This window comes from Xanthomonas sp. NCPPB 3569, from assembly GCF_041475645.2.
GTDB lineage: Bacteria > Pseudomonadota > Gammaproteobacteria > Xanthomonadales > Xanthomonadaceae > Xanthomonas > Xanthomonas phaseoli.
The window spans coordinates 957419-983932 of sequence record NZ_CM192969.1; the positions used below are offsets into that span (position 1 = coordinate 957419).

The window sequence follows — 26514 nt, forward strand, 5'->3', positions numbered from 1 at the left end:
GCCATGAGTGCCGCCCGTGCCAGCATTTCCTATGCCTTCGCCAAGCGTCACGGCGTAGTGTTGCTTGGCAGCGACACCACCGCGCAAATCGGTTTGCGCGAAGGTGGCGATGTGCAGGCCCTGATCGAGTTGCGCCGCGCGTTGGGCATGCCGTTGCAGGTGCGCACGCTGGCGCCGTCGGTGTTCGACCGGCATGTGTCGGAGATCTACGCCGATGCCGGGCTGGAGCAAGGCGTGCAGGTGGAAGCGCTGGATCTGCATGGCAGCCTGGATTCGTTGATCGACGACATCCCCACCGCCGATCTGCTCGACAGCCAGGACGATGCGCCGATCATCCGCCTGATCAACGGCATCATCGCCGAGGCCGCACGGCTGGGTGCATCCGACGTGCATCTGGAATCCTACGAATCGCGCTTGCGCGTGCGCCTGCGCGTGGATGGCGTGATGCGCGAGGCGGCCACGCTGCCCGGACGCATCGCACCGCTGCTGGTGTCGCGCGTCAAGGTGATGGCGCGGCTGGATATTGCCGAAAAGCGCATCCCGCAGGATGGGCGCGTGTCGCTGGTGATGGGGGCCAAGGCACTGGACGTGCGGGTGTCCACGTTGCCCACGCGCGGCAGCGAACGGGTGGTGCTGCGTATCCTGGATAAGGAGCAGGGCACGCTGTCGCTGGCGCAGCTGGGCATGCCAGCTGCGGCGATGCACACCGTGCAGCGTGCATTGCAGGTGCCCAATGGCATCGTGCTGGTCACCGGCCCCACCGGCTCTGGCAAGACCACGACCTTGTACGCGGCGCTGAGCCTACTCAACGATGGCTCGCGCAATATCCTCACCGTGGAAGACCCGGTGGAATACGCCATCGACGGTGTCGGCCAGACCCAGGTCAACGCACGTGTCGGCATGACCTTCGCCGCCGGCCTGCGCGCGATCCTGCGCCAGGACCCGGACGTGGTGATGATCGGCGAGATCCGCGACACCGAGACCGCGCAGATTGCGGTACAGGCCAGCCTCACCGGCCATCTGGTGCTTTCCACCGTGCACACCAACGATGCGGTGGGCGCAGTCACGCGGTTGCGCGATATGGGAATCGAGCCGTTCTTGCTGGCTTCCAGTCTGCGACTGATTCTGGCGCAGCGGCTGGTGCGGCGCTTGTGCACGCAATGTCGCAGTGCACGGCCGATCGACGCCGGAACGGCCCACCTGTTGGAAGCGCCGGCCGATGCGGCGATCTACACAGCGGTGGGCTGCAACGCCTGCCACCACAGCGGATATGTCGGGCGCGTGGGCATCTACGAAGCCATTGCCGTGGACGATGCGATGCGCCGCCTGATCGGCGGCAACGCCGACGAAGATGCATTGGCTGCGGTGGCCTTCGCGCGCGCACCGCGGCTGGCCGATGCGGCACGCGCGGCGGTGCTGCAGGGCCTGACCACGCTGGAAGAAGCGCTGCGCGTCACCCGCCAACAGGAAGACGCGTATGCCGCAGTTTGATTACACCGTGCTCGATCTGCACGGGCGCAACCGGCACGGCGTCATCAGTGCCGACAGCGTGCACGGCGCACGTGCGCAGCTGGAACAACGGCAATGGGTGCCGGTGCGTGTGGAGGCTGCGGCCGCGACCGCCAGCACGTCTGGGCGCGCAGCGCGCTTCAGCGGCAAGGATCTGGTGCTGTTCACCCGCCAGCTCGCCACGCTGGTGGAGACCGCACCGCTGGAAGAGGCCTTGCGCACCATCGGCACCCAATCCGAACGCCGCGGCGTGCGTCGGGTCACCAGCCGGACGCATGCATTGGTGGTCGAAGGATTTCGACTATCCGATGCGATGGCACGCCAGGGCAAGGCGTTCCCCGCGTTGTATCGCGCGATGGTGGCTGCCGGCGAAAGCGCGGGTGCGTTGCCGCAGGTGCTGGAACGACTGGCCGATCTGCTCGAACGTCAGGCGCAAGTGCGCAGCAAATTACAGTCTGCATTGGTGTATCCGGCGGCGCTGGCAGTGACGGCCGGTGCGGTGGTGATCGTACTGATGACCTTCGTGGTGCCCAAGGTGGTGGACCAGTTCGATTCGATGGGCCGCGCGTTGCCGTGGCTGACGCGCGCGGTCATCGGCGTGTCGCAGTTTCTGCTGCACGCAGGCATCCCGTTGCTGGTTGCACTGGTGGTGGCGCTGGTTGCAACGGCACGGCTGCTCCAGCGCCCTGCGCTGCGCCTGGCCGCGGACCGGGCGCTCTTGCGTGCGCCGCTGCTGGGCCGGCTGATTCGCGATCTGCACGCCGCGCGCATGGCGCGCACCCTGGCGATCATGGTCAACAGCGGCTTGCCGTTGATGGAGGGGCTGATGATTGCCGCACGCACCGTGGACAACCGCGCACTACGCCTGGCCACCGATAGCATGGTCACCGCGATCCGCGAAGGCGGCAGCCTGGCCGCGGCCATGAAGCGTGCGGGGGTGTTTCCGCCAACGCTGCTGTACATGGCCTCCAGCGGCGAGAATAGCGGACGCCTGGCGCCGATGCTGGAGCGTGCCGCTGATTACCTGGAACGCGAATTCGAGGCCTTTACCGCCGCCGCGATGAGCCTGTTGGAGCCGGCCATCATCGTGCTGCTCGGCGGCGTGGTGGCGGTGATCGTGTTGTCGATCCTTCTTCCCATCCTGCAATTCAATACCCTCGCGCTTGGCTGAGCGCGGCCTCTCATCTTGGAGATCGTCATGCAGTACATCCACCCTCGTGCACGCGTTCGCTCGCTGACGGCACGTCGTCGCACGCGTGGCTTCACCCTGGTCGAACTGATGGTGGTCATCGTGATCATCGGCCTGCTCGCCACCGTGGTGATGATCAATGTGATGCCCAGCCAGGATCGCGCGATGGTGGAAAAAGCCCGCGCCGACGTCGCGGTACTGGAGCAGGCGCTGGAAACCTATCGCCTGGACAACCTCAGCTACCCAAGCACCGAACAAGGGCTGCAAGCCTTGCTCAACCCGCCGAGCGGATTGACGCGGCCGGAACGCTACCGGCAGGGCGGCTATATCCGCCGGCTGCCGGAAGACCCATGGGGGCATGCATACCAGTACCGGCGCCCGGGCCGCCAGGGCGGCTTCGACGTTTACTCGTTTGGCGCAGGCGGTGCCGAAGGTGGCGACGCCGACAATGCCGATATCGGCAACTGGCGCTGAGTGCCGGCCGTGTCCGCAATGCTGGGCCCTCCAGGGCAGTGTTCCCCGCGCCTGCAGATGCGCGTGGCAAACCGCTGCGCGCGTGGCTTCACCTTGCTGGAGATGCTTGCCGTGCTGGTCATTGCCGCGCTGGCCAGCACCTTGGTGGTGATGACCTTGCCGGATACGCGGCACGATCTGCACGATCATGCCGACACGCTGGCCAGCGCACTGATACATGCACGCGACGAAGCGATCCTGAGTTTGCGCATGGTGGAGGTCGGCATCGATGCCGGCGGTTATGGTTTCCGTCGCCAGGCGCAGCAGCAGTGGATTGCCTTGGATCAAGCGCCATTTGCCGCGATGCGTTGGCCGCAGGGCATCCAGGCGCAGCTGCCCGCCGACAGCAGACGCGTGAGTGTGCGCTTCGACCCCACCGGTGCGGCCACACCGCAGCGCATCGCGTTGGGCGACGGCCGCCAACAGGTACAGGTCGTGGTCGATGCCGCAGGCGTGGTGCAGGTTGATGCGCCATCTCGCTGACGCACGCGCATCAGGTGGATTCTCGCTGCTCGAACTGATCGTCGCGCTGGCGATCTTCGCCATGGCGGCGGTTGGCCTGTTGAACCTTTCCGGCGAGAGTACCCGCACCGCCGTGGTGCTGGAGGAGCGTGCGTTGGCCGCGGTGGTGGCCGAGAATCAGGCGATCGAGGCGACGCTGGCGCCGGCTGCCGCGATTGGCGCGCCTGCGCACGGGCAGGTGGTGCTCGGCGGGCGCAGCTGGGAATGGCAACGCCAGTCGACGCCGGCTGGCGCTGCGGGCTTGTTGCAAATCCAGGTGCGCGTGCGCGCCGCAGGCCAGGCGCAGGAAGTTGCGAGTCTGACTATCCTGCGGAGCGCCGAATGATCCGCAAACAGCGCACGCGCGGCTTCACTTTGATCGAATTGCTGGTGGCGCTGGCGGTGTTCGCACTGGTGGCCGCAGCCGCGGTGATGGTGATGCGGCAGAGCATCGACCAGCGCGATGCCGTGCGTGCGCGGCTGCAGCAGATTCGCGACTTGCAATTGGCCCATGGCCTGCTGCGCAGCGACCTGCAGCAGGCTGCCGTGCGCCGCACGCGCAACAGCGAGGGCAGCGCCGCACGCAGTGCATTTGTCGCCAGTGCGCCTGGAACGTACGGGCCGTTGTTCGGGTTTGTGCGACGTGGCTGGAGCAATCCGGACCAGGCGCCGCGTGCGTCGCTGCAATACGTGGAATACCGGGTCGTGGAGGGGCGGCTGGAGCGCAGCGCACGCCCTGCGCTCGACGGCGCGGCAACTGGCACGCCGCAGGTGCTGTTGCGCGGCGTGCGTTCGGCGGCGGTGGCATTCCATTACCGGGCGCAATGGAGCGATGGCTGGAGCGGCGGGCTTGAAGCGTTGCCGGATGCAATCGCGCTGGAGCTGGACCTGGAGCACTGGGGGCGCGTGCGCCAACTGTTCCTGTTGCCGGAAGGGCGCACGTGATGGCACTGCACGCACCTGCCAGGCAACGCGGCGTGGCCTTGCTCACAGTATTGCTGCTGGTCGCCGTGATGACCTTGCTGATGGCGACCGTGCTGGAAGACCTGCGCTTTGGTCTGCGCCGCAGCGGCAATGGCCAGGCGATGACGCAAGCGCAGTGGTACGCGCTGGGCAGCGAGGCCGTTGCGCGGCAACGCTTGCAGGCACTGTCCAAACGGGATCCGCTGCGCACGACGCTGGACGGCGGCTGGAACGACCAGCCGATCCGCTTTCCGTTGGACGACGGCGCGGTGAGCGTGCGCCTGCGCGATCGCGGCGGTTGCTTCAATCTCAACAGCGTGGTGGTTGGTGCACCCGAACAATGGCAGCGTAGCGACGAGGGTGTACGCCAATATCGTGCATTGCTCGAGGTGTTGGGCATCGCCCCGCAACAGGCGCTTGCGCTGACCGACGCATTGGTTGACTGGATCGACTCCGACACACAGCCGGGCGCGCACGGCGCCGAAGACGACCGTTACCTGCAGGCCGCCGCGCCACGGCGTACCGGTGCCACCTTGCTCGCGGGCGTCAGCGAACTGCGCGCCATCGACGGCTATACGCCGCAACTGATCGCACAACTGCAGCCGTATGTCTGCGCATTGCCGGAGGGCCGCTTGTCGCCGATCAATATCAACACGCTGCGCCTGGACGATGCGCCGGTGCTGGTGGCGTTGACCGAAGGAGCGCTGGAGCTGCCGGCCGCGCGGCGCATCATTGCTGCGCGGCCGGCCGGAGGATGGCGCGACATCAGGATGTTTCTCAGCCAGCCGGCACTGATGCAGGCCGGGCTGTCCAATGCGGTGCTGGAACAGCTCGAACTGCGCACCCGCTACTTCTCCCTCTACAGCCAGGTCGACCATGCCGGCGCGCAGGTCATGCTGGAAGCATTGCTGCAACAGGAAACGGCCGGCCGGGTCCGGCTGGTCGCGCGCCAATGGAGTTCTGATCAATGACCACCACCTTGTTGTTGCTGCCAACCGATGCTGGTGCTCAATCCACTGCGGTACGTGTGGATGCGCAGGGGCAGGTGCAATCGGTGAAGCGGGCCACGACGCCGCCTGAGCCATCCGCGCGTACCCTCCTGGTGGTACCGGGTGTGGATGTGCACCTGCGCTGGTTGAGTTTGCCTGGCCGTAGCATGGCGCAATCACGGGCTGCTGCGCGCCTGCATTTGGCCGAGCATCTGGCTGTCGACGCGCAGGCCTTGCATGTGGTGATTGCCGCTGGCGCGGAGGCTGATGGCACGCGCCTGGTTGCCGCAGTGGACAGCGTGGTGATGCAACACTGGCTGGCGCGCGCAACGCAATTGGGCTGTGTTCCCGATGCGGTGGTGCCGGATTGCCTGCTGCTGGAGCCCGGTGCCGATGCAACGGTCGCGCTGATGCACTGGGATGGCCGTTGGCTGATCCGCGGCGTACAGCTGGCCTGCAGCCTGGAGCCAGAGGCGGCGCGTCTGCTGCTGGGCGATGGTGTGCCGGCCGTGCTGCCGGTGCCCGATCCGACGCAGTCCATTGCCTGCTTTGCGCGCAACGCTGCCCACGTGCCGATCAATCTTCTGCAGCACCGGTTCGCGAACAAGGCCGCTGCTGAGCAAAAGCGCGCTCCGCGCCGTCTGGCGGTGTTGGCCGCACTGGTGCTGCTCTCGCCGGCACTGCTTTTGCTGGCGCAGACATTGCGCTACGAGATCGGTGCGCGTGTACTGCAAACGCGCGCCGCCACGCAGTTGGGTGTGCGCGATGCAGCGGCGGTGCCCGCCGCATTGCAGGCGCGTCGGCAGGCCCGCACGGCGACCGATCGCCTGGCGGTGCAACTGAGCACCTTGTTCGCCGCAGTCGATGCCCTTCCAGCGGCAGAACTGGATCAGCTGGACTACAACGCCGCACAGCCGTTGCGTGCCACCTTGCTGCACACCGATGACGCCAGCCTGCAACAGCTCTCGGCGCGGCTTGCGGATGCCGGCTGGCAGTTGGATCCGGGCAGCAGCCAGGTCGAAGACGGTCGCATGCGGACACCGTTTGCGTTGGAGCCGTTGCGATGAAGGCAGCTGTGCAACGCGGCACGCACTGGTGGCAGGCGCGGGCGCCGCGAGAGCGGCGCATGCTGGGCGTGATGTGCGCGGCATTGGCGGCCTTCGTGGGTTGGTACGCGCTCTACATGCCATTGCGCCACTGGCATGACCGGGCTTGGGCGCGCTATGCCGACGCTGCGCAGCTGGTGCTCGATGCATCTGCGCAGGCAGCATCGACCGGACGCGCTGCCGCACCGGGCCCAGCGGCCTTGGCCGAGATCATCGCAAGCAGCGCACGCGATGCCGGCGTCGACATCACCTCCCAACAGCGCAGTGCCGCGGGCGGGGTGGAGGTGCAGATCGATGCCGTCAGCGCCGCCACGCTGTTCGGCTGGCTTGAGCGATTGCGACAGGCGCACGGCCTGGCGCCGACCCACCTGCGCGTGGCACGCGAGCAGGGCCAACTCCGCGTACGCTGCGGGTTTGCGGAATCGGGACCGTGACTCGCATGCGTTGGGCCTTGCTCTTGCTGTCGATGGCGGGTGTCGCGCTGCTGGCGTTTGTCCCGTTGCGCCTGGTGCTGCCACGCGAGGGGCTGCCGTTTTCGGTGCTGGACGTGGAGGGCCCGATCTGGGCCGGCACGTTGCGGCAGGTGCAATGGCAAGGCGTCGCGTTCGGCGATGTGGCGGTGCGGCCGCGGGTCTGGCCGCTGGTGCGTGGCGAACGTCAGGTGCAATTGCAGTCCACACAGTTGCAACTGCTGTTGGTGGATGGCGCGCAACGCGGCATGCGCAATGCACAGGGCCAACTGCTGGTGCGTCAGCCGGGTGGCGTGGCGCTGATCGATCTGGCGTTGCAGTTGCAGCAGATGGATCTGCTATTCGATGCCACCGGCTGTGTGCGGGCGCACGGGCGGGTCAGTCTGCAAGTGCTGGCTAGCGGCGCGGGCGAGCTGCCCGGTCTGTCGCCGCTGCGCTTGTCCGGGCAGCCGGCGTGTGTGGACCACATCGCCGTGCTGACTTTGGTGCCCGATACCGCACTGCCCGCCGGCGTGCAGGCCGAAGCACAGCTGCAACTCTGGCCCGACGGACGCTGGCAGCTGCAGTCGCGCGTCGATCCGGCGCAGGACGCGGTGTTGGGCGTCGGCCTGCAGTTGCTGGGCTTCGCTGCCACACCGGAGCGCGGGTTGGTGCGCAACGACCACGGTCAATTGCGCAATTAGCGCCATCGCTGGCTGCGCGCCGTAGCGCCGGTTTCCCTGCACCATGCGCGTGCATGCGGCGCCGCTGGCGCATCCATCGCGGCCGATCCAAGCAGCACGCCGGGGCATCCGCCGGAAAACGTTTCGCCATGGCGCGGTGTCGAGTGATCGCGGCATTCGTCAGCGCCCACGCAACCTGCGCATCAGCTCTGGCGGGCCTGCACGGCGCCGGCCAGGGGAGTGCAGCCGATCCGCCGCAGCCCTATGCCTCGCCCGATCGGGTGCATTCGGGGGGCGCCCGGGGCCTGATGCACGCGGGACGAATTGGTACTATATTGGACCTAACAAATCCAAGTCGGTCCGGAGGACAGGCAGTGGCCAGACCCAGAACCAATGCCAGGACGGACGACGACCCCAGGATGGACGCGCTGGCGCTGGAGGCTTCCGCGCCGACGCCGCTGTACCTGCAACTGGCCGCCAAGCTCAGCGATGCCATTCGCGGCGGGCAGTGGAAGGCCGGCGAGGCGCTGCCGGCCGAGCGCCAGCTGTGCGAACGGCTGCAGATCTCGCGGGTGACCCTGCGCCAGGCGGTGGATGTGCTGGTCGAACAAGGCTTGGTCTCGCGCCGGCAGGGCGCCGGCACCTTCGTCACCACCCAGATCCAGCATCAGCTCAGCGGCCTGACCAGTTTCAGCGAGACGCTGCGCATCAAGGGCTATGAACCCGGCACGCGCTGGCTGGAGCGGCGGCTGCGCCCGGCGCATGGTGAAGAGATCTTGCGGCTGGGCTTGTCGCCGGATGCGGCGGTGGCCTCGCTGACGCGTCTGCGCAGCGCCGACGACCGCGTCATGGCCTACGAGCACGCGGTGCTGCCGAAACGCATCGTCGCCGACCCGCAGCAGATCGGCGATTCGCTCTACAGCTATCTCGATGCGCAGGGCACGCCGGTGGTGCGCGCACTGCAGTACTTCCGCGCCATCAATCTGCCCGCACGGTTGGCCGAACACCTGCGCATGAAGACCGGCGAGGCGATTTTGCATGTGGTGCGCGTGGGCTATGCCCGCGATGGCAGTGCGATCGAATTGACCGACACCTATTGCCACAACGATTTCTACGATTTCGTCGCCGAACTGCGCCGCTGATGCCAACGGCATTCCTTACGACAACCTCAGAGCCAGCCGATCCATGACTACCGCCAGGCCCGCAAATCCCGTTGTCTCGATCGCCATCGTCGGCGTGCTGTTCTTCATCATCGGCTTTTTCACCTGGATTAACGGGCCGCTGATCACCTTCGTGCGCCTGGCGTTCGATCTCAACGAGGTCAACGCGTTCCTGGTGCTGATGGTGTTCTACCTGTCGTACTTCTTTCTGGCCTTGCCCTCGTCGTGGATTCTCAAACGCACCGGCATGAAGAAAGGCCTGGCGCTGAGCCTGGTGGTGATGGCTGTGGGCGCAGCAGGCTTCGGCCAGTTCGCCACGCAGCGCTGGTATCCGGGCGCGCTGGGCGGCCTGTTTGTCATCGGCAGCGGCCTGGCCCTGCTGCAGACGGCGATCAACCCGTACATCAGCATTCTCGGGCCGATCGAAAGCGCCGCGCGCCGTATTGCCTTGATGGGCATCTGCAACAAGATTGCCGGCATCCTGGCGCCGATCCTGATCGGCTCGCTGGTGTTGCACGGCATTGGTGACCTGTCCGCGCAGGTGGCCAGCGCCGATGCGGCAACCAAGGAAAGCTTGCTCACCGCCTTCGCCGCCAAGATTCACGCGCCGTATCTGGTGATGTCCGGTGTGCTGTTGCTGCTGGCCATCGGCGTGCTGTTCTCGCCGCTGCCCGAGCTCAAGCCCTCCGAAGCCAATGCCACGCCGGGCGCGAGCGGTGGCGTGGAGAAATCCAGCATCTTCCAGTTCCCGCACCTGTGGCTGGGCGTGCTTTGCCTGTTCGTCTACGTGGGCGTGGAAGTGATGGCCGGCGATGCCATCGGTACCTACGGGCACGGTTTCAGTCTCCCGTTGGACAGCACCAAGATCTTCACCTCCTACACATTGGGCGCGATGTTGCTGGGCTATATCGCCGGCCTGGTACTGATTCCGCGCGTGATCTCGCAGGCCCGTTATCTGAGCGTCTCGGCGGTGCTGGGTGTGCTGTTCTCGCTGGGTGCCTTGTTCACCGAAAATTATGTGTCGGTGGGCTTCGTGGCCGCGCTCGGCTTTGCCAACGCGATGATGTGGCCGGCGATCTTTCCGCTGGCCATTCGCGGACTGGGGCGCTTCACCGAAATCGGCTCGGCCCTGTTGGTGATGGGCATTGCCGGCGGCGCGATCATTCCGCAGCTGTTCGCCATCCTCAAGCAGCATTACGACTTCCAGGTCGTGTTCGCTGCGCTGATGGTGCCGTGCTATCTGTACATCCTGTTCTATTCGCTGCGCGGTCATCGCGTGGGCCTGCCGGCCCAGGCCAAGTGATCGCGGCGGCATGATGCGTTCCGACGGACAAGGTACATCCATGCGCAGGCCCACCATCAAAGATGTCGCCGAACGCGCCAAGGTCTCGTTGAAGACCGTGTCGCGGGTGATCAACAACGAGCCGTCGGTGATGCAGGCCACGCGCGCACGCGTGCTGCGCGCCATCGCCGATCTCGACTACGAACCCGACCCGTCCGCGCGCAACCTGCGTAGCGGCACGCCGTTCGTGATCGGCCTGGTATACGACAATCCCAACCCGTACCACATTATCGGCATCCAGAACGGCGTGCTGGCGGCGTGCCGGGAAACCGGCTTCGGCCTGCAGATCCATCCCTGCGATTCCACCTCGCCGTTGCTGGCCGAAGAACTGGCCGAATGGGTGCAGCGCTCGCGCCTGGCCGGCGTGGTATTGACCGCGCCGATGTCCGAACGGCCGGAGTTGCTGGCCGGCCTGGCCGCGCGCGGCATCAAGAGCGTGCGCATCATCGCCTCCACCGACGACCCCGGCGACGGCCCGTGCGTGTATATCGACGACCGCGACGCCGCCTATGAAATCACCGAGCACCTGATCCAGCTCGGCCATCAACGCATCGGCTTCCTGTGGGGCGGCCCGCAACATCGCTCCAGCGGCGAGCGTTACGCCGGCTATGAAGCGGCGTTGAAGGATTACGGCATCAGCCTGGACAAGCACCTGGTGATTCCCGGCGACTACACCTTCGACGATGGCTTCCGTGGCGCACGCCGGCTGTTGTCGTTGCGCGAGCCGCCCACCGCCATCTTCGGCAGCAATGACGAAATCGCGGCAGGCGTGCTGGCCGCAGCCAAGTCCACCGGCATGAACGTGCCATATCAATTGTCGATCGCCGGGTTCGAAGACAGCCCGTTCTCGCGCCAGTCGTGGCCGGCATTGACCACCGCCAAGCAGGCCACCGACGACATCGCGCGGCATGCCGCACGCTTGTTGATCAGCCAGCTGCGCAGCGACGCCTACGACGACCAACCGGCGCAATTGCAGAGCCGCGGCTTCGTGCCGCAATTGGTGGTGCGCGGCTCCACCGCGCCGGCGCCTGCGTCCACCGGCAAACCCCTTCCTCCTGAATCTGCCTGAGCCACGATGAGCCTTCCCTCCGAAACCGAGACCTTGATGTTCCGCGAAGCGGCGCAGACCGCCGATGTGGTGGCTGCACAGTTCGCGCGTGATGCCGACACCATCGCCGCGCTTGCGCAGTCGCTGCGCCAGACCCCGCCGCCGTTCGTGGTGACCTGCGCGCGCGGTAGCTCCGATCATGCGGCCACCTATGCCAAGTACCTGTTCGAAACCCAGCTCGGCATCGTCACCGCATCTGCGTCGCCATCGGTGGGCTCGGTCTACGCGGTGCCGCTGCAGCTGCGTGGCGCGCTGTATATCGTGATTTCGCAATCGGGCAAGAGCCCGGATCTGCTGCGCAATGCCGAAGCCGCCAAGGCTGCCGGCGCGCGCGTGGTCGCCCTGGTCAACGTGGAAGATTCGCCGCTGGCGCAACTGGCCGAGGTGGTGATTCCGCTGGGCGCAGGCCCGGAAACAAGCGTGGCCGCCACCAAGAGTTATCTCGCCTCGCTGGCCGCGGTGCTGCATCTGGGCGCTGTGTGGAAAAACGACCCGGCCTTGCTGGCCGCGCTCGATGCCTTGCCGCAGCAGTTGCGCAGCGCGTGGCAGGCCGATTGGTCGGCGCTCACTGCTGGCCTGGTGCCTGCGCACAACCTGTTCGTGCTCGGCCGCGGGCTGGGCCTGGGCGCAGCGCAGGAAGCAGCTTTGAAGTTCAAGGAAACCTGCGGCCTGCACGCCGAAGCCTACAGCTCGGCCGAGGTCAAGCACGGGCCGATGGCCCTGGTGGGGCCGGGCTTCCCGGTGCTGGTGTTCGCACAGCCCGACGAAACCGGCGCCGGTACCCGCGCACTGGCCGAAGAATTCCGTGCGCGTGGCGCGCAGGTGTGGCTGGCTGCGCCCGGTGGCGATTTACCGCTGGCAGACGCCGCGCACCCGGCCTGCGCGCCGCTGCTGACCGTGCAGAGCTTCTATCGCGCGATCAATGCACTGGCGCTGCAGCGCGGCAACAATCCCGATCTTCCGCCGCATCTGAACAAGGTCACGGAAACCGTCTGATCATGCATGCTCTCGCGACTCAGGCACTGTGCAATGCACGCGTGCTCACCGACAACGGATTGCAGGATGGCCTGGTCGTGGTACTGGCTGGCACGCAGATCCAGGCGATCGTGCCGGCCGACGATGCGCGTGTTGCGCAGGCGCACACGCGCGTGGATCTGGGCGGCGCCACCTTGCTGCCGGGTTTCATCGATATCCAGGTCAACGGCGGTGGCGGCGTGTTGTTCAACAACGCACGCGACCCGCAGGCGCTGGCCACCATTGCGGCCGCGCATCGTCGTTTCGGCACCACCGGCATGCTGCCGACCTTGATCAGCGACACCGCGCAGGTGATGGCCGAAGCGATCGATGCCACGCGCCAGGCCATCGCACAAGGCGTGCCCGGCGTGCTTGGCATCCATCTGGAGGGCCCGTACCTGAGTCCTGCGCGCAAGGGCACGCACGACGCAGACAAGTTCCGGGTGCCGGACGCGCACGAGATTGCTGTCGATACCTCATTGGACAACGGCGTCACCCTGATCACGCTCGCCCCCGAGCGCGTGCCGGTGGAGGACATCCGCGCGTTCGTGTCTGGCGGCGCAATCGTGTTTGCCGGCCACACTGCGGCCACCTACGAGCAGGCCCGCGATGGCATTGCCGCCGGCGTCAGCGGCTTCACGCACGTGTACAACGCGATGTCGCAACTGGCCGGGCGCGAACCCAATGCCGTGGGCGCTGCGCTGGAAGACCCCAATGTGTGGTGCGGCGTCATCGTCGACGGCGTGCACGTGCATCCGGCCAGCCTGCGTGTGGCGTTGGCGGCCAAACCGCGTGGCAAGCTGCTGCTGGTGACCGACGCCATGCCGATGGTCGGCAGCGACAGCGCCAGTTTCGACCTCTATGGCGAAACCATCACCGCCGTGGATGGCGTGGTGCGCAATGCCGACGGTGCACTGGCCGGCTCTGCATTGGACATGGCCACTGCCGTGCGCAACAGCGTGCGCTGGCTGGGCGTGGACCTGGCCGAAGCCGCGCGCATGGCCTCCACCTATCCTGCGCAATGCATTGGCCTGGGCGAACGCCTGGGACGCATCGCACCCGGCTACCAGGCCGATCTGGTACTGGTGGATGACGATGTGCAGGTGTTGGGCACGTGGGTGGCCGGGCAGCGCGATTAAGCGCCACGGACAACACGATTTGGCCGATCTATGCATCGTGCGCACCGCATTGTGTGATGCGGTGCGTGGGTTGTGTTTGAACTTTGAAATGCAGGGCGTGCAGCGGGCCCTGCATTGAATCTGCGCATGTCGCATGCTTGGCCTTGCGTACCCGACCAACGCGCTCGTTGCCGCCAGCACCTGATGTGCAGGTGTTGTTGCAGGCAGCCGGAACTATGCCGGACGCTGGCGCCGTGCACGCCCTGAGGCAACGATGAAACCAGTCCTGCGGTGGAGAGGCTGTTGTCTGGCCCGACACGCCTGCAGCTGGCGATCGTCTATCGGACGACAGCGCAGCGCTTAAACCTCCGCGAGTTCCATGCGCATCATCGATGCTCGCATGCGCAAGACACGCCGCGTGCGCAGATACTTTGCGCCGCAAAATTCGGGTGCGCCGCCTTGTGCGAGCAGGGCCTAGGGCGCAGTGGTCTGCATCGACGCCAACGACAGTGAGACAGCGATCACGCCATCATCCCGACATCTGCAGGGAAGGCGGCGTTTAGTGCATAAAAATAGAGGTATGCAGCAGCGGGTTGACACTGCCACCCACGGAAGGCACCTTCGCTGGTAACGTTCTCAGCAAAGACATACCTACTCCACGTCTGAGAAGACGACAACCGGCCGTTGTTCCAGCGGTCCGGCGTTTACCCGCATGTCGTCATGCAATGCGGGCGGCTGCTCGTATCCGGCACAGGGGACGGATCACGGGCTAGGCACGCGCGTCGCGCGCCGTTGTGCAACCAAGCGGTTGCCATCCGACATCAGTGATGAGGTCCACGCAATGCTGTTTTCCCGTATGTTCGTGTTGTCCCCTTGCGTTCCGTTATCTGCGTCCAACAACCTATTGCGCCGCTCACCATTGAGCGCTGCTGTCGGGCGCCTGCTCATTGGTGGCGCCAGCCTGGCCTGCGTCGCAAGCCTTCCCGCAGTTGCGCAGGAGCAGCCCGCACCCGCGCAACAACAGACACCATCACAAACCAGTCCCTCGGTCTCCACCCTGGACGAAATCAAGGTGGTGGGTTATCAGGCCAGCCTGGGCAAGGCGCTCAACGTCAAGCGCAACGCCGACGCGATCGTCGATGCGATCAGCGCCGAAGACATCGGCAAGTTTCCAGATACCAATGTTGCCGAATCGCTGTCGCGGTTGTCCGGTATCACGGTGGACAGGCAGTTCGGCGAGGGTGAGAAAGTCAGCATCCTGGGAACCGACCCGGCGCTCAATCGCGTGCTGCTCAATGGCCAGACCATCGCATCGACCAGTTGGGGCGGCGATCCCAACGATCCGGACAGTCGCTCGTTCAACTACAGCACGCTGGCGCCGGAGGTGGTCGGCTTGATGGAGGTCTATAAGACGCCCGAAGCGCGCATCGACGAGGGCTCCATCGGTGGAACCGTAATCGTGCATACGCGCAAGCCGCTCGACCTGGATCGCAATACGCTCACCGGGACCGTCAGTTACGGCTACAACGATCGTTCCGACGAAGGCAAGCCGAACGCCTCGGCGCTGTACAGCTGGAAGAACCAGGACGAAACGCTGGGCGTGCTCACCTCGGTGATGCATTCGCAGCGTGTCCTGCGCCGCGACGGCGTCGAAATTTTCGGCTATGACAATGTGCAGGGCGCCGGGTTTCCACCAGGTGTGGTCGGCAGCAACACCGGCGTGTTTCCGACCTCGATCAACACGGCGTTGTTCCAGCAGACGCGCAAGCGCGACGGTGTCAGCGCAGCGCTGCAGTGGAAGCCAGATAGCGATTTCGAGCTCAATCTGACCGGTTTGTATGTCAAGGAAAGCTTCGACAACTACAACCAGAGCCGCTACGGCTATTGGGGTTCGACGCCGGGCGATGCGCAGGCACTGGGCTTCGAAAACGGTATCGCCACTTCGGGTACGTTCGGCGATCAGTCCAACACCTATCTCGACGGCTATCTGCGCAATAGCCAGGTCAGCACCGGCAGCATCCACTTGCGCACCGACTGGCATGGCGATGGCTGGAACGCCTCCAGCCAGGTGGGCTACACCAGTTCGCAAGGCGGCGCCGAGCGTATCTACGGCATCCAGTTCCGCAATCTGGCTGGCTACAGCTACGCCATCGATGGGCGCCGTACCGCGATGGACTACGGCACCGATCCCACCAATGCGGCAGCGATGCAGCTCAACAACGCATCGGCCAGTCACAGCCCGCAGTACGACAAGGAGCGCTATCTGCAGCTGGATTTCGATCATGCGGTGGAGTGGGGGCCGTTTACGCAGATCCTCACCGGCATCAAGCTCACCAATCACGCCACCGGGCAATCGTCCTATAGCCGTACCTGGACCCCGAACGATGGCAGCACGCTGGCGGCATTCTCGCCGGGCACCACGCCGTCGGGCTATCTGGACGGGCTGTCGACCAGCGCCGACATGCAACGCTGGTCGACCATCAACAGTGGTGCGATCAGCCGGTATATCAGCGGACTGGAAGGCGACGATGGGCTGCCGATCAGCTATGCCGGCAACTACAGCATCCAAGAGCAGAACCGTGCATGGTTTTTGCAAGGCAATTTTTCCGGCGAGCGGTACCGCGGCAACATCGGCGTGCGTTACGTGCATTCGCGCGATTCGACAGATGGCTACAGCTATGCACCGGGCGGCGGCTACACGCCGGTCAACTTTCTCAGCAGCTACGGCAAATGGCTGCCTTCGTTCAACATTGCCTACGACCTGCGCGACGACCTGATGCTGCGGTTTGCCGCCTCCAAGGTCATCGCGCGGCCGCGCTACACCAACATGACGCCGTACGTGGCCACCGACGACACCACGCTGACGGCGTCGACCGGCAATCCGGGACTGAGCCCATACGAGTCGACCAACCTGGGCGCCTCGCTGGAGTGGTATTTCTCCGACAGCAGCTTGCTCAGTGGCGAATTCTTCTCGCGCGATATCTCCAACTACATCCTGACCACCGTGCAGGACCGTGTGTTTTTCAATAACGCCACCGGTGGATCGAGTACCTACCAGACCTCGGTGCCGACCAATGCCGGCGATGCCAAGGTGCGCGGTGTGGCGCTCAATCTGCAGCACAATTTCGGCAATGGCTTCGGCGTGGTGGCCAACTACACCTATTCCGATTCCAACACCGACGGCGACTACAGCCTGCCTTACAACTCCCGCAACGCCTACAACATCAGCCCGTACTACGAGCAGGGCAAGTGGAGCGCACGGGTGAATCTGGGGTGGCGCTCGGAATACTTCACCCAGATTGGCCGGCTCAACGGGCAGCAGATGACCGACGCGTTTACGCAGGTAGATGCGTCATTGGGCTACCAGGCCACCGAGCGGCTGCGCGTGGCGCTGGAGGCCACCAACCTGCTGGATGAAACCTACTTCAGCTACATCGGCAACAAGAACCAGCCGTACTACATCTACAAGAACGGTCGCTCTTTCATGCTGAGCCTGAACTTCAAGCTGTGATGCCCGGCCGCGGCGGCTGCTCGTGGGCAGCCGCCTTTATCCAACGGCGGAAATCGGATTTCCGGTGAATTACTGACGTCGAATGGGCAGGCTTTTCGGTGCACCGGGTTGCTGCAATTCCGTCCTTGCTCGCGTCCCCACATCGCGTTGCACGTGAAAACAGGTGCGCGACATGCAATCATGCACCGATTTTTCGTGCCGCCGCAATCGCCGCAATGCGTGCCTTTGCCAATGCTTCACCGATCTGCGGGCCTTGCAGGCCCTCGGCTGCCAGGTCGCGCGCGTTGATTGCCAAGGCCGCGGCGTGCAGTCGCTTGAGTTCTTCGCCTTGTGGGTACGCGGCCTCTTCGCTACCCAGACGGCCACGCTTGTCGGCTTCGCAGACCAGTGCCAGCTGCGCGATACGTTCCGGCCGGCGAAACGCATCGCAGCGCAGCAGCAGTTCGTGCAGGGTACGGTCGCGCAGCTCGGCCAGGCGATGCACGTTCAAGTGCTCGCGGCAGGCGGTGACGGCGAGCTGGCGATACTCCTGCGGCACCTTGAGGCGTTCGCACAGCGCTTGCAATGGCGCCACGCCGCGTTGTTCGTGCATGACGTGGCGCGGCCATTCCTGGCGTGGTGTGAGTGCCTTGCCCAGATCGTGGGTCAGTGCAGCAAAGCCCACCAGCGCGTCGCCGGGCGCGAGACGCGCGGCCATGTCGCTGACCATTTCCTGGTGAATGCCGGTGTCGACCTCTGGATGGAATTCGGCGCGCTGCGGCACGCCGTACAGCGCATCGACTTCCGGCAGGATGACCCGCAGCGCATCGGTGTCGTGCAGCGTGCGCAGGAACGCCGAGGGCTGCGCGCAGCCCAAGGCGCGCCGCAGCTCCTGCCACACGCGCTCCGGTACCAGGCTATCGAGTTCGCCGCTGGCGGCCATGTCCCGCATCAATGCCGCAGTTTCAGCAGCGACAGTGAAGCCCAGCGGTGCCAGCCGCGCCATGAAGCGCGCGGCACGCAATACGCGCACAGGATCTTCGATGAACGCCGGACCGACATGCCGCAAGACGCGCGCCTGCAGATCACGCGCACCGTTGTACGGATCGAACAATTCACCCGTTTCCTCATCGCGCGCGATCGCGTTGATGGTGAAGTCGCGGCGTAGCAGGTCTTCTTCCAATGTCACCGATGGGTCGGCGTCCACCACGAAGCCGCGATATCCGCGGCCGGACTTGCGCTCGGTGCGCGCCAATGCGTATTCCTCGCCACTGCGCGGGTGCAGAAACACCGGGAAATCCTTGCCGACCGGCTTGAACCCCTGCGCTTCCATCTGCGCCTGATCGGCACCGACCACCACCCAGTCGCGGTCGCCAGCCGGCTGGTCAAGCAATGCATCGCGGACTGCGCCGCCAACAAGATAGATCTTCATCGGCGCATGATGCCCGAGCAATCATGCGCCTGTCTGTGCGGTGTCCCGGCTGCTTGCCGGCCCTTTGGCGGCGTGGACGCGGCCAATGGGCCTACGGACGGGTTCGCGATGGAGGCCAAAGGCGGGAGGACACCGCACGCGCGACCGAGGCAAGAGTCACCCGCGCACAGGGGTATCGCCGGCAATGTAGTAATCGGCGGTACTGCGCGCCAATGGGGTGCGGCCGCGCATGCGGTCGGCGATTTTCTCGGCAATCATGATGGTGGTGGCGTTGAGGTTGCCGGTGATGATGCGCGGCATGATCGAGGCGTCGATCACGCGCAGGCCCTCCATGCCGTGCACGCGGCCCTGGCCGTCGACAACCGCCATGTCGTCGGTGCCCATCGCGCACGAGCAGGAGGGGTGATAGGCGGTTTCTGCGCGGGAGCGGACGAATGCGTCCAGCTCCGCATCGGTCTTGCAGTCCGCGCTGGGGCTGATCTCGCGGCCGCGGTAGGGGTCTAGCGCCGGCTGCGCGATGATCTCGCGGGTGATGCGGATCGCATCGCGGAATTCCTGCCAGTCCTGGTCGGTGGATTGGTAGTTGAACAGGATCGAAGGATGCTGGCGCGGGTCGCGCGATTTGGCGTGCACACGCCCGCGGCTGGGGGTGCGCATCGAGCCGACGTGCGCTTGGAAGCCGTGCTCCTTGACGGCATTGCTGCCGTTGTAATTGATGGCCACCGGCAGGAAGTGGTACTGGATGTTGGGCCAGTCGAATTCCTCGCGCGTGCGGATGAAGCCGCCGGCTTCGAACTGATTGCTGGCGCCGGTGCCGGTGCCAGCGAACAACCATTCCGCGCCGATCGCCGGCTGGTTCCACCATTGCAGTGCCGGATACAGCGAGACCGGTTTGGTGCACGCATACTGGATATACACCTCCAGATGATCCTGCAGGTTCTGGCCGACACCGGGCAGGTCGTGCACCAGCTGCACATCGAGCGCGCGCAGCAGATCGGGCGCGCCCACGCCGGAGCGTTGCAGCAGCTGCGGCGAGGCGATCGCACCGGCGCACACCAGCACTTCGCGGCGTGCATGCGCATCGATTCCCTCGCTGCTGTTGCCCACCAGGTAATGCACGCCGATGGCACGCTTGCCTGCGAACAAAATGCGGTCGGTGGTGGCGTGGGTGACGATATGCAGGCCATCGCGCGGCTTGGCCATGTCCAGGTAGCCGCGCGCGGTGCTGGCACGGCGCCCGCGTGGTGTCACCGTGCGGTCCATCGGTCCGAAGCCTTCCTGCTGGTAACCATTGAGATCGTCGGTCCGCGGGTAGCCTGCCTGTACCCCTGCCTCGACCATGGCATGGAACAACACGTTGTTGTCGTTCTTCGGCGTTGCCACGCTCACCGGGCCGTCGCCGCCGTGATAGTCGTTGGCGCCGATGTCGCGCGTCTCTGCCTTGCGGAAGTACGGCAGGACGTCGCGGTAGCTCCAGTCCTCCAGGCCGGGACGCTTGGCCCAATGATCGAAGTCCAGCGCATTGCCGCGGATGTAGCACATGCCATTGATCAGCGACGAACCGCCCAGGCCCTTGCCGCGGCCGCATTCCATGCGCCGGTTGTCCATGTAGGGTTCCGGCTCGGTTTCGTAGGCCCAGTTGTAGCGACGCCCCTGCAACGGAAACGCCAATGCGGCCGGCATCTGCGTCCGGAAATCCAGGCGGTAATCCGGCCCGCCGGCTTCGAGCAGCAGCACGGTCACACCGGGATCTTCGGTCAGGCGTGCCGCCAGCACGTTGCCTGCCGAGCCGGCACCGATGATGATGTAGTCGTATTCGCGTTGCATGGTGTTCTCCTGATGCGGTAGCGGTGCGGTGGCGATCAAGGCGTATGGGACTGACGCAGGTAGGCTCCCGGGGAGCGATCGCGGCGCGTTGGTGCGACCGCGCTTGCCTGCGCTGGCTCCCCGCCGTCAGAACACCGACGCGTAGCGTTCCAGTTCGATCTGGACCGATTTGGTGCGCGTGTAGGCCTGCAGGGTCGCCAGGCCGTTTTCGCGACCCACGCCCGACTGCTTGTAGCCACCCACCGGCATCGGTGCCGGCGACTCGCCCCAGGTGTTGACCCAGCAGATGCCCGCTTCCAGGCGATGGATCAGACGATGTGCACGCGCCAGGTCCGGCGTGACCACGCCTGCCGCCAGGCCATACGTGGTGGCGTTGGCGCGCGTCACCGCTTCGTCTTCATCGTCGTAGGTGAGCAGGCTTAAAACCGGCCCGAAGATTTCCTCGCGCACGATGGTCATCACATCGGTGCAGTCGCTGAAGATGGTCGGCGCCACGTAATAGCCCTGCGCCAAGGCGCCGTCTTGCAGGCGCTCGCCGCCGCACAGCAGACGCGCGCCTTCGGCCTTGCCCTGTTCGATATGCTCCAGCACGCGCTGCATATGCGCGGCGCTGACCAGCGGACCGAAGGTGGTGCGCTCATCGAGCGGGTCGCCGATATGGATCCGTTGCACGCGGGCCAGCAGGCGCGCTTCGAATGCGTGACGCAAGGCGCGCGGCACGAACACGCGCGTGCCGTTGGTGCACACCTGCCCGGAGCTGTAGAAGTTGGCCATCATGGCGATGTCGGCCGCCAGGTCCAGGTCGGCATCGGCGCAGACGATCAGCGGCGACTTGCCGCCCAGCTCCATGGTCACCTCCTTCAGCGACGAACTCGATGCGCTGGCCATCACCTTGCGGCCGGTGGCGGTGCCGCCGGTGAAGCTGATCTTTTCGATCTGCGGATGCTCGGTGAGCGCCGTGCCCACGCTGGCACCATAGCCGGGCAACACGTTGAACACGCCATCGGGCAGGCCGGCCTCGGTGAAGATTTCGGCCAGTTTAAGCGCGGTGAGCGGGGTGACTTCGCTGGGTTTGAAGATCATCGCGTTACCGGCGGCCAGGGCGGGGGCGGCTTTCCACAACGCGATCTGGATGGGGTAATTCCATGCGCCGATCGCACCCACAACGCCCAGCGGTTCGTGGCGCGTGTAGAAGAAGCTGCCCTCGCGCAAGGGCACCTGCGCGCCCTGCAGCGCCTGCGCAACGCCGGCGTAATACTCCAGCACGTCGGCGCCGGTGACCACGTCCACGCTACGCGTTTCGCTCAGCGGCTTGCCGGTGTTGAGCGTTTCCAGCTCGGCCAACGCGTCGTTGCGCTCGCGCAGCAACGCCACCGCACGCAGCAAAATACGTGATCGCTCCACCATCGTCAGGGCGGCCCAGTGTTGCTGGCCTGCCTGCGCGCTATCGACGGCCGCATCCAGGTCGTCGGCACCGGCGTTGTGCACGTTGGCCAGCACCTCGCCGGTGGCGGGGTTGACCACTTCGAACGTGTGGCCGCCGCGGGCGGGAACATAACGGCCGCCGATATACAGCAACTGGTCGGGGAAACGTGGCATGACAAACCTCCTGTGGGACGGTCGCCGCAGCGAGGCACCTTCAGCGGGTGAGGTGCAGAAACTGCAGGTGACGTTCGTATTGATCGATGATGTCGTTGATGATCTGTTCGCGGCTGTAGCCCACCAGGTCGTAGTCCTGGCTGCCTTCGTACAGGTAGACCTCGGCGCGGTAGTAGCGCTGGTTGCGGAAGCGCTGCGCGGCAAACGACGGAGTGAGATAGCCGCGCATCACGATTTGATAGCGGAAACCCTGCTGTTCGCCGTGATCGACGCTGATTTCCATGTCGCCGTCGTCGATGCGGCTGCTGACCTTCCAGCCTTCCTCCTGCAGCTGTGCGGTGACCGCTTCGATGGCCGGGCGCACCTGGTCATGCATGAAGCGATACACCTCATCGCGCGCCGGGAAGTGCATCGCCTGGCCCAGCCGCTGACGCCAGCCGCCGTGGTGACGCGATTGCCCGATCAACGGGCTGGGGCTGTAAAGCTGCGCGCGTTTGCGCTGCGATTCTTCGCCAAGTGCGCGCGACAGGCCCCAGGCCATCAGCAGCAGCACTGCGGAAAATGGCAGCGACGCCAGCACCACCGCCGATTTCAGTGCGTCCATGCTGCCGGCCAGCAGCAAGCCTGCCGTGACCACGGCAGTGAGCACGCCCCAGAACACGCGCAGCCAGCGCGGGCCATCGTCGTGCGGTTCGCCGCCGTGAGAGGAGAGCGTGGACAACACCACCGTGCCGGAATCGGCGGAGGTCACGAAGAACACGAAGCTGATCGTCACCGTCACCGTGATCACCGTGCGGCTCCAGGGGTAACTCTGCAGCAACGCATACAACACTGTCTGCGGCGCATCGATGGCCTGCTGCGCCCAGGCAGCCTGGCCGTGATGCAGCAGCTGATCCAGCGCGCTGTTGCCGAAGATCGACAGCCACGCCAGCGTGAACCCGAGCGGGATCAGCAACACTCCCAGCACGAATTCGCGAATGGTGCGGCCGCGCGAGATGCGCGCGATGAACAGGCCGACGAAGGGTGCCCAGCCGATCCACCAGGCCCAATAGAACACTGTCCAGTTGCCCAGCCAATCGGCACGGCCACCATAGGCGTACACGTCGAAACTCTTGTTGACCACGCTGCCCAGGTAGTCGCCCAGGTTTTGCATCAGCGCATTGAGCAGGTACTGCGTCGGGCCGGCGAACAGCATGAACAACAACAGCGCAATGGCCAGCAGCATGTTGATGTCCGACATCCAGCGCACGCCTTTTTCGACGCCGGAGACCGCCACCACGATGGCCGCGCCCATCATCGCCACGATCAACGCGACCTGCACCCAGTGCGTATGCGGCATATCGAACAAGGTGCTCAGCCCGGCGTTGAGATGCAGCACGCCAAAACCCATGTCCGCACCGATGCCGAACACCGTGGCCACGATGCCCAGCGCATCCACGGTGTAACCGATCGGCCCGTTGATGCGCTTGCCGATCAGCGGATACAACGCCGAGCGCAATGCCAGCGGCAGGTTGTGGCGGAAGGCGAAATACGCCAGGGCCATGGCGGCCAGTGCGAACACCCCCCAACCATGCAGGCCCCAATGCAGGAACAGCACCTGCATCGCCTGGCGTGCGGACGCCTCGCCGCTGCCGGTACCACCCTGGGGTGGTTGCAGATAATGCGTGAGCGGCTCGGAGACGCAGAAGAAGAACAGCGTGATGCTGATGCCAGCGGCGAACAGCATGCCGGCCCAGGAGAGATAACTGAATTCCGGCTCGTCGTGATCGGCGCCCAGCTTGATGTTGCCGTAGCTAGACAGGGCCGTGGCTAAAACGAAAACCAGATACAGCGTCATCGCCAGCAGGTAGTACCAGCCGACATTGCGCGACGCCCAGGTCTGCGCATCCAGCAGCACACGCCCGGATTCCAGCGGAAACAACGACACCAGCAAGGCAAACGTGCATACGACAGTGGCAGCCAGCACGAACACCGGGCGCAGGGTACGTACCGGCAAGGTCTGCGGCGCTGTCGCACTCATGGCGACGCACTCATACGCTGCGTATCACGTGCTGTGCTCCCAACGAAAAACCGCCTGCGTTATCGCACAGGCGGTGTCGAGGGGGGGGCAGCGGTCGAGTTCGCCAATGCGAACCCGTTGTCACTTTTCCGGTTGCTTAACGCAGCAATTGCCTTGGCACGCGGATATCCATGCCCACCGCCAAGTGATCTGAAAACGCGGCCGGAATCGCTTCGGTATGTTCGATCACCAGGCTGTCGCTGACCAGGATGTGGTCGATCGCCCGGTCCGGACGCCAGCTGGGAAAGGTATGCACCTCGCAACTGGGCGGTTGCAGACGGGTATGGCGATAGAGCGATTGCATCTCCGGTCGATCGGCCATGCAATTGAAATCGCCCATCAACATCGCGTTGGGATGGTCGGACAATAGTTCGGCGATGAAGGCCAACTGCGCCATGCGCGAATTGGCGCCCAGCGACAGGTGCGCCACCGCCACGGCCAGGCCATCGCGGCCTTCGCCGAACTTCGCCAGCAGGATGCCGCGCCCGCCGATGCGGCCGGGCAGGGCATGGTCCTGCACTTCCACCGGTTCGAGCTTGCTCAACAAACCGTTGGCGCTGGAGGCCACCCCACCCATGCGGCGGTTGGGTTGGTGGCTCCAGTAATCGAAACCGGCGCGCTCGGCCAGATAGTGGGTCTGGTTGGTGAAACCCGAGCGCAGGCTACCCGGATCGGCCTCCTGCAGGCCGACGATGTCGCGTTCGCCCACCAGCTTGGCGATGCTGTCCAGGCTGGTGCGCTTGCTGCCCAGCGGCAACGCGTGCGACCAGCTGCGCGTCACATAGTCGCTGTAACGGCGAGTGCTGGAGCCGGCCTGGATATTGGCGGTCAGCACCCGCAGGATGCGCGAGTCCGAAGCGTTCACGACGTTGCGTTCGCGCGCCTCACTTGGCCAGCGTGGCGCGTTCGCGCGCGATCAGGTGATCGGCAATGCGCAGCATGTCCGGGAAGCTCTGGCCCTTGACCAGGTGCTTGCCGTTGATGATCAGCGACGGGGTGCCGGTGATCTTGCTGCGGGTGGCGAACTGCTTGGCGCGGTTGGTCTTGGCCGAGACGCCGAAGCTGCTCATGGTGTCGATGAAGGTCTTCTGGTCCACGCCGTACTTGGCATAGAACGCGGCGATGTCCTGTACCGAATCCTTGCCGCGCTCGCCCTTGAGGGTCTGGTCGACGTGGATGGCCTTGTACAGCGCTTCGTGGGTCTTTTCCTGCACGCCCAGGGTTTCGGCGGCATAGAAGGCGCGGCCGTAGTCGTCCCACGGGCCACCGAACATGGCCGGCACATAGACGAAATGCACGTCCGACGGCAGGCCGGCCTTCCACGGCCCGATCAGCGGCTGGAACGCGTTGCAGGCAGGGCAGACGTAGCCGAAGACTTCGGCCACTTCGATCTTGCCGGCGGCCTGCTGATAGGGCTGGCCACCGTCGATGTCCAGATAATCGGTGCCGGCGACCGGCTCGGGGCCATTCGGTGCGCGCGGGGCAGCGCTGGGCGCGGCAGGCGGCGGCGTGGTGGCGCTTTCGCCCACTGCAGGCGGAGCGGCCGGATCGGTGGCCGGGGTAGCGGCAGCAGGCGCGGACGCCGGTTCGGCAGCTGGGGTGGTGGCGGCAGGTGCGGTGTCGGACGAACCGTCCTGCGCCTTGCAGGCGACCAGGATCGGCAACAGCGCCATCAGCGTCAGGGCGAAGCGGGTCTTCATCGGATTGGATCTCCAGCGTGGGGCGAGAAAAGGGCCGGACGGCCGCGGGGCGCATGATGCCACGCGTGGCCGTCGCTGGCGGTTATGCGGTTCAGCGCTTGGCTGGCGCGGCGTGTTCGCGGGCGATCAAATAGTCGGCAATCCGCAGCATGTCCGGGTAATTGCGTGCGCCGATCAGGTAACGGCCATTGACGATGATTGCCGGGGTGCCGGGGATCTTGCTGCGCAGCGCGAACTCGCGCGCGGCCTTGAGCTTGGCATCCACCGCCTCGCTCTTGTAGGTCTCGATGAAGCGCTGCTGCGGGATTCCATAAGTGGCGTAGAACGCGGCCAGTTCTTCGGGCGCCACGTTCTGGGTGGGCACGGTCTGCTTTTCATGGATCGCCTCGAACATGGCGCGGTGGCTGCGCTTGGCCACGCCCAGGATATCGGCGGCGAAGTAGGCGCGCGCGAACGCGTCCCAGAAGCCACCAAAGGCCGCCGGTACCGGGGTGAAGCGTACGTACGCCGGCTGCTTGGCCACCCAGGCTTCCAGCACCGGTTCGAAATGCGCGCAGTGCGGGCAGGTATAGCCGAAGACTTCGGTTACTTCGACCTTGCCGGCCAGCGGGGCGTACGGCTGGCCGCCGTCGATCAGGGTGTAGTCCTCGCCTTCGACCGGCACGGCCTTCTTGTCGGCGGCGCAGGCCACCAGCGGCAACAGGAACATCAACAGCAAGGTCAGACGGGAAAGCAATTTCATGCGGGCTCCGTGGGGGCGAGG

23 protein-coding genes are annotated in these 26514 nt (G+C 65.3%); 16 read left to right on the top strand and 7 right to left on the bottom strand.

What is annotated here, in order from left to right:
* The first annotated feature begins 3 nt into the window (after window positions 1-3).
* The 16 genes from gspE (at window position 4) to ACCQ03_RS04055 (ending at window position 17155) form a co-directional block, all read left to right on the top strand.
* Window positions 4-1491: a type II secretion system ATPase GspE gene (gspE, locus tag ACCQ03_RS03980; RefSeq protein WP_057679664.1), complete on the top strand. Its 1488-nt coding sequence runs from the start codon at window positions 4-6 to the stop codon at window positions 1489-1491.
* Window positions 1478-2680 carry a type II secretion system inner membrane protein GspF gene (gspF, locus tag ACCQ03_RS03985; RefSeq protein WP_057687023.1) on the top strand — a complete coding sequence of 401 codons (1203 nt, stop codon included), beginning with the start codon at window positions 1478-1480 and terminating at the stop codon, window positions 2678-2680. The genes gspE and gspF overlap by 14 nt, the downstream gene beginning before the upstream one ends.
* Before the next feature lie 27 nt (window positions 2681-2707).
* Entirely contained in the window at window positions 2708-3172 is a 465-nt protein-coding gene (gspG, locus tag ACCQ03_RS03990) for a type II secretion system major pseudopilin GspG (protein WP_209225721.1), read from the top strand.
* Window positions 3173-3229: 57 nt separating this feature from the next.
* Complete coding sequence (locus tag ACCQ03_RS03995) at window positions 3230-3694, top strand: GspH/FimT family pseudopilin (protein WP_209225719.1); 465 nt, start codon at window positions 3230-3232, stop codon at window positions 3692-3694.
* Window positions 3678-4058: a type II secretion system minor pseudopilin GspI gene (gene gspI, locus ACCQ03_RS04000; protein ID WP_057677777.1), complete on the top strand. Its 381-nt coding sequence runs from the start codon at window positions 3678-3680 to the stop codon at window positions 4056-4058. The genes ACCQ03_RS03995 and gspI overlap by 17 nt, the downstream gene beginning before the upstream one ends.
* Window positions 4055-4657: a type II secretion system minor pseudopilin GspJ gene (gene gspJ, locus ACCQ03_RS04005; RefSeq protein ID WP_057677749.1), complete on the top strand. Its 603-nt coding sequence runs from the start codon at window positions 4055-4057 to the stop codon at window positions 4655-4657. Before gspI ends, gspJ begins: the two co-directional genes overlap by 4 nt.
* Window positions 4657-5646 (top strand): type II secretion system minor pseudopilin GspK, encoded by a 990-nt coding sequence (gene gspK, locus ACCQ03_RS04010; protein WP_209225792.1) that lies wholly within the window; start codon window positions 4657-4659, stop codon window positions 5644-5646. The genes gspJ and gspK overlap by 1 nt, the downstream gene beginning before the upstream one ends.
* Window positions 5643-6731: a type II secretion system protein GspL gene (gene gspL, locus ACCQ03_RS04015; protein ID WP_057677751.1), complete on the top strand. Its 1089-nt coding sequence runs from the start codon at window positions 5643-5645 to the stop codon at window positions 6729-6731. Before gspK ends, gspL begins: the two co-directional genes overlap by 4 nt.
* Entirely contained in the window at window positions 6728-7204 is a 477-nt protein-coding gene (locus tag ACCQ03_RS04020) for a type II secretion system protein M (RefSeq protein ID WP_057677752.1), read from the top strand. Before gspL ends, ACCQ03_RS04020 begins: the two co-directional genes overlap by 4 nt.
* Window positions 7205-7209: 5 nt before the next feature.
* Window positions 7210-7923, top strand: a complete 714-nt coding sequence (gspN, locus tag ACCQ03_RS04025; protein ID WP_057677753.1) for a type II secretion system protein N — start codon at window positions 7210-7212, stop codon at window positions 7921-7923.
* Between the two features lie 398 nt (window positions 7924-8321).
* A complete protein-coding gene (locus tag ACCQ03_RS04030; RefSeq protein ID WP_039573304.1) occupies window positions 8322-9044 on the top strand; it encodes a GntR family transcriptional regulator in 723 nt (240 codons plus the stop codon).
* Between the two features lie 43 nt (window positions 9045-9087).
* Entirely contained in the window at window positions 9088-10365 is a 1278-nt protein-coding gene (locus tag ACCQ03_RS04035; RefSeq protein WP_017159079.1) for a sugar MFS transporter, read from the top strand.
* 40 nt (window positions 10366-10405) lie between these two features.
* Window positions 10406-11473 (top strand): LacI family DNA-binding transcriptional regulator, encoded by a 1068-nt coding sequence (locus ACCQ03_RS04040; protein WP_003482633.1) that lies wholly within the window; start codon window positions 10406-10408, stop codon window positions 11471-11473.
* A gap of 6 nt (window positions 11474-11479) precedes the next feature.
* Window positions 11480-12508: an SIS domain-containing protein gene (locus ACCQ03_RS04045; protein ID WP_209225717.1), complete on the top strand. Its 1029-nt coding sequence runs from the start codon at window positions 11480-11482 to the stop codon at window positions 12506-12508.
* A 2-nt stretch (window positions 12509-12510) separates the two neighbouring features.
* Window positions 12511-13665, top strand: a complete 1155-nt coding sequence (gene nagA, locus ACCQ03_RS04050) for an N-acetylglucosamine-6-phosphate deacetylase (protein ID WP_057677756.1) — start codon at window positions 12511-12513, stop codon at window positions 13663-13665.
* Between the two features lie 820 nt (window positions 13666-14485).
* Window positions 14486-17155 carry a TonB-dependent receptor gene (locus ACCQ03_RS04055; protein ID WP_057677757.1) on the top strand — a complete coding sequence of 890 codons (2670 nt, stop codon included), beginning with the start codon at window positions 14486-14488 and terminating at the stop codon, window positions 17153-17155.
* Between the two features lie 178 nt (window positions 17156-17333).
* Here the strand turns inward: ACCQ03_RS04055 and ACCQ03_RS04060 are convergent, their stop codons facing one another.
* The 7 genes from ACCQ03_RS04060 to ACCQ03_RS04090 all read right to left on the bottom strand — a co-directional run bounded on the left by ACCQ03_RS04060 (window position 17334) and on the right by ACCQ03_RS04090 (window position 26493).
* On the bottom strand, window positions 17334-18566 hold the full coding sequence (locus ACCQ03_RS04060; RefSeq protein ID WP_057677758.1) for a multifunctional CCA addition/repair protein: 1233 nt from the start codon (window positions 18564-18566) through the stop codon (window positions 17334-17336).
* Window positions 18567-18722: 156 nt separating this feature from the next.
* Window positions 18723-20393, bottom strand: a complete 1671-nt coding sequence (gene betA, locus ACCQ03_RS04065) for a choline dehydrogenase (RefSeq protein WP_057677778.1) — start codon at window positions 20391-20393, stop codon at window positions 18723-18725.
* Window positions 20394-20519: 126 nt separating this feature from the next.
* Window positions 20520-21992, bottom strand: coding sequence for a betaine-aldehyde dehydrogenase (betB, locus tag ACCQ03_RS04070; protein WP_057677759.1), 1473 nt, complete (start codon window positions 21990-21992; stop codon window positions 20520-20522).
* 40 nt (window positions 21993-22032) lie between these two features.
* On the bottom strand, window positions 22033-24012 hold the full coding sequence (gene betT / locus ACCQ03_RS04075) for a choline BCCT transporter BetT (RefSeq protein ID WP_057677760.1): 1980 nt from the start codon (window positions 24010-24012) through the stop codon (window positions 22033-22035).
* A gap of 136 nt (window positions 24013-24148) precedes the next feature.
* Window positions 24149-24886 carry an endonuclease/exonuclease/phosphatase family protein gene (locus ACCQ03_RS04080; protein ID WP_010377815.1) on the bottom strand — a complete coding sequence of 246 codons (738 nt, stop codon included), beginning with the start codon at window positions 24884-24886 and terminating at the stop codon, window positions 24149-24151.
* 49 nt (window positions 24887-24935) lie between these two features.
* On the bottom strand, window positions 24936-25751 hold the full coding sequence (locus ACCQ03_RS04085; protein ID WP_209225715.1) for a thiol:disulfide interchange protein DsbA/DsbL: 816 nt from the start codon (window positions 25749-25751) through the stop codon (window positions 24936-24938).
* Window positions 25752-25842: 91 nt separating this feature from the next.
* Window positions 25843-26493 (bottom strand): thiol:disulfide interchange protein DsbA/DsbL, encoded by a 651-nt coding sequence (locus tag ACCQ03_RS04090; RefSeq protein WP_057677762.1) that lies wholly within the window; start codon window positions 26491-26493, stop codon window positions 25843-25845.
* Window positions 26494-26514: the final 21 nt, after the last annotated feature.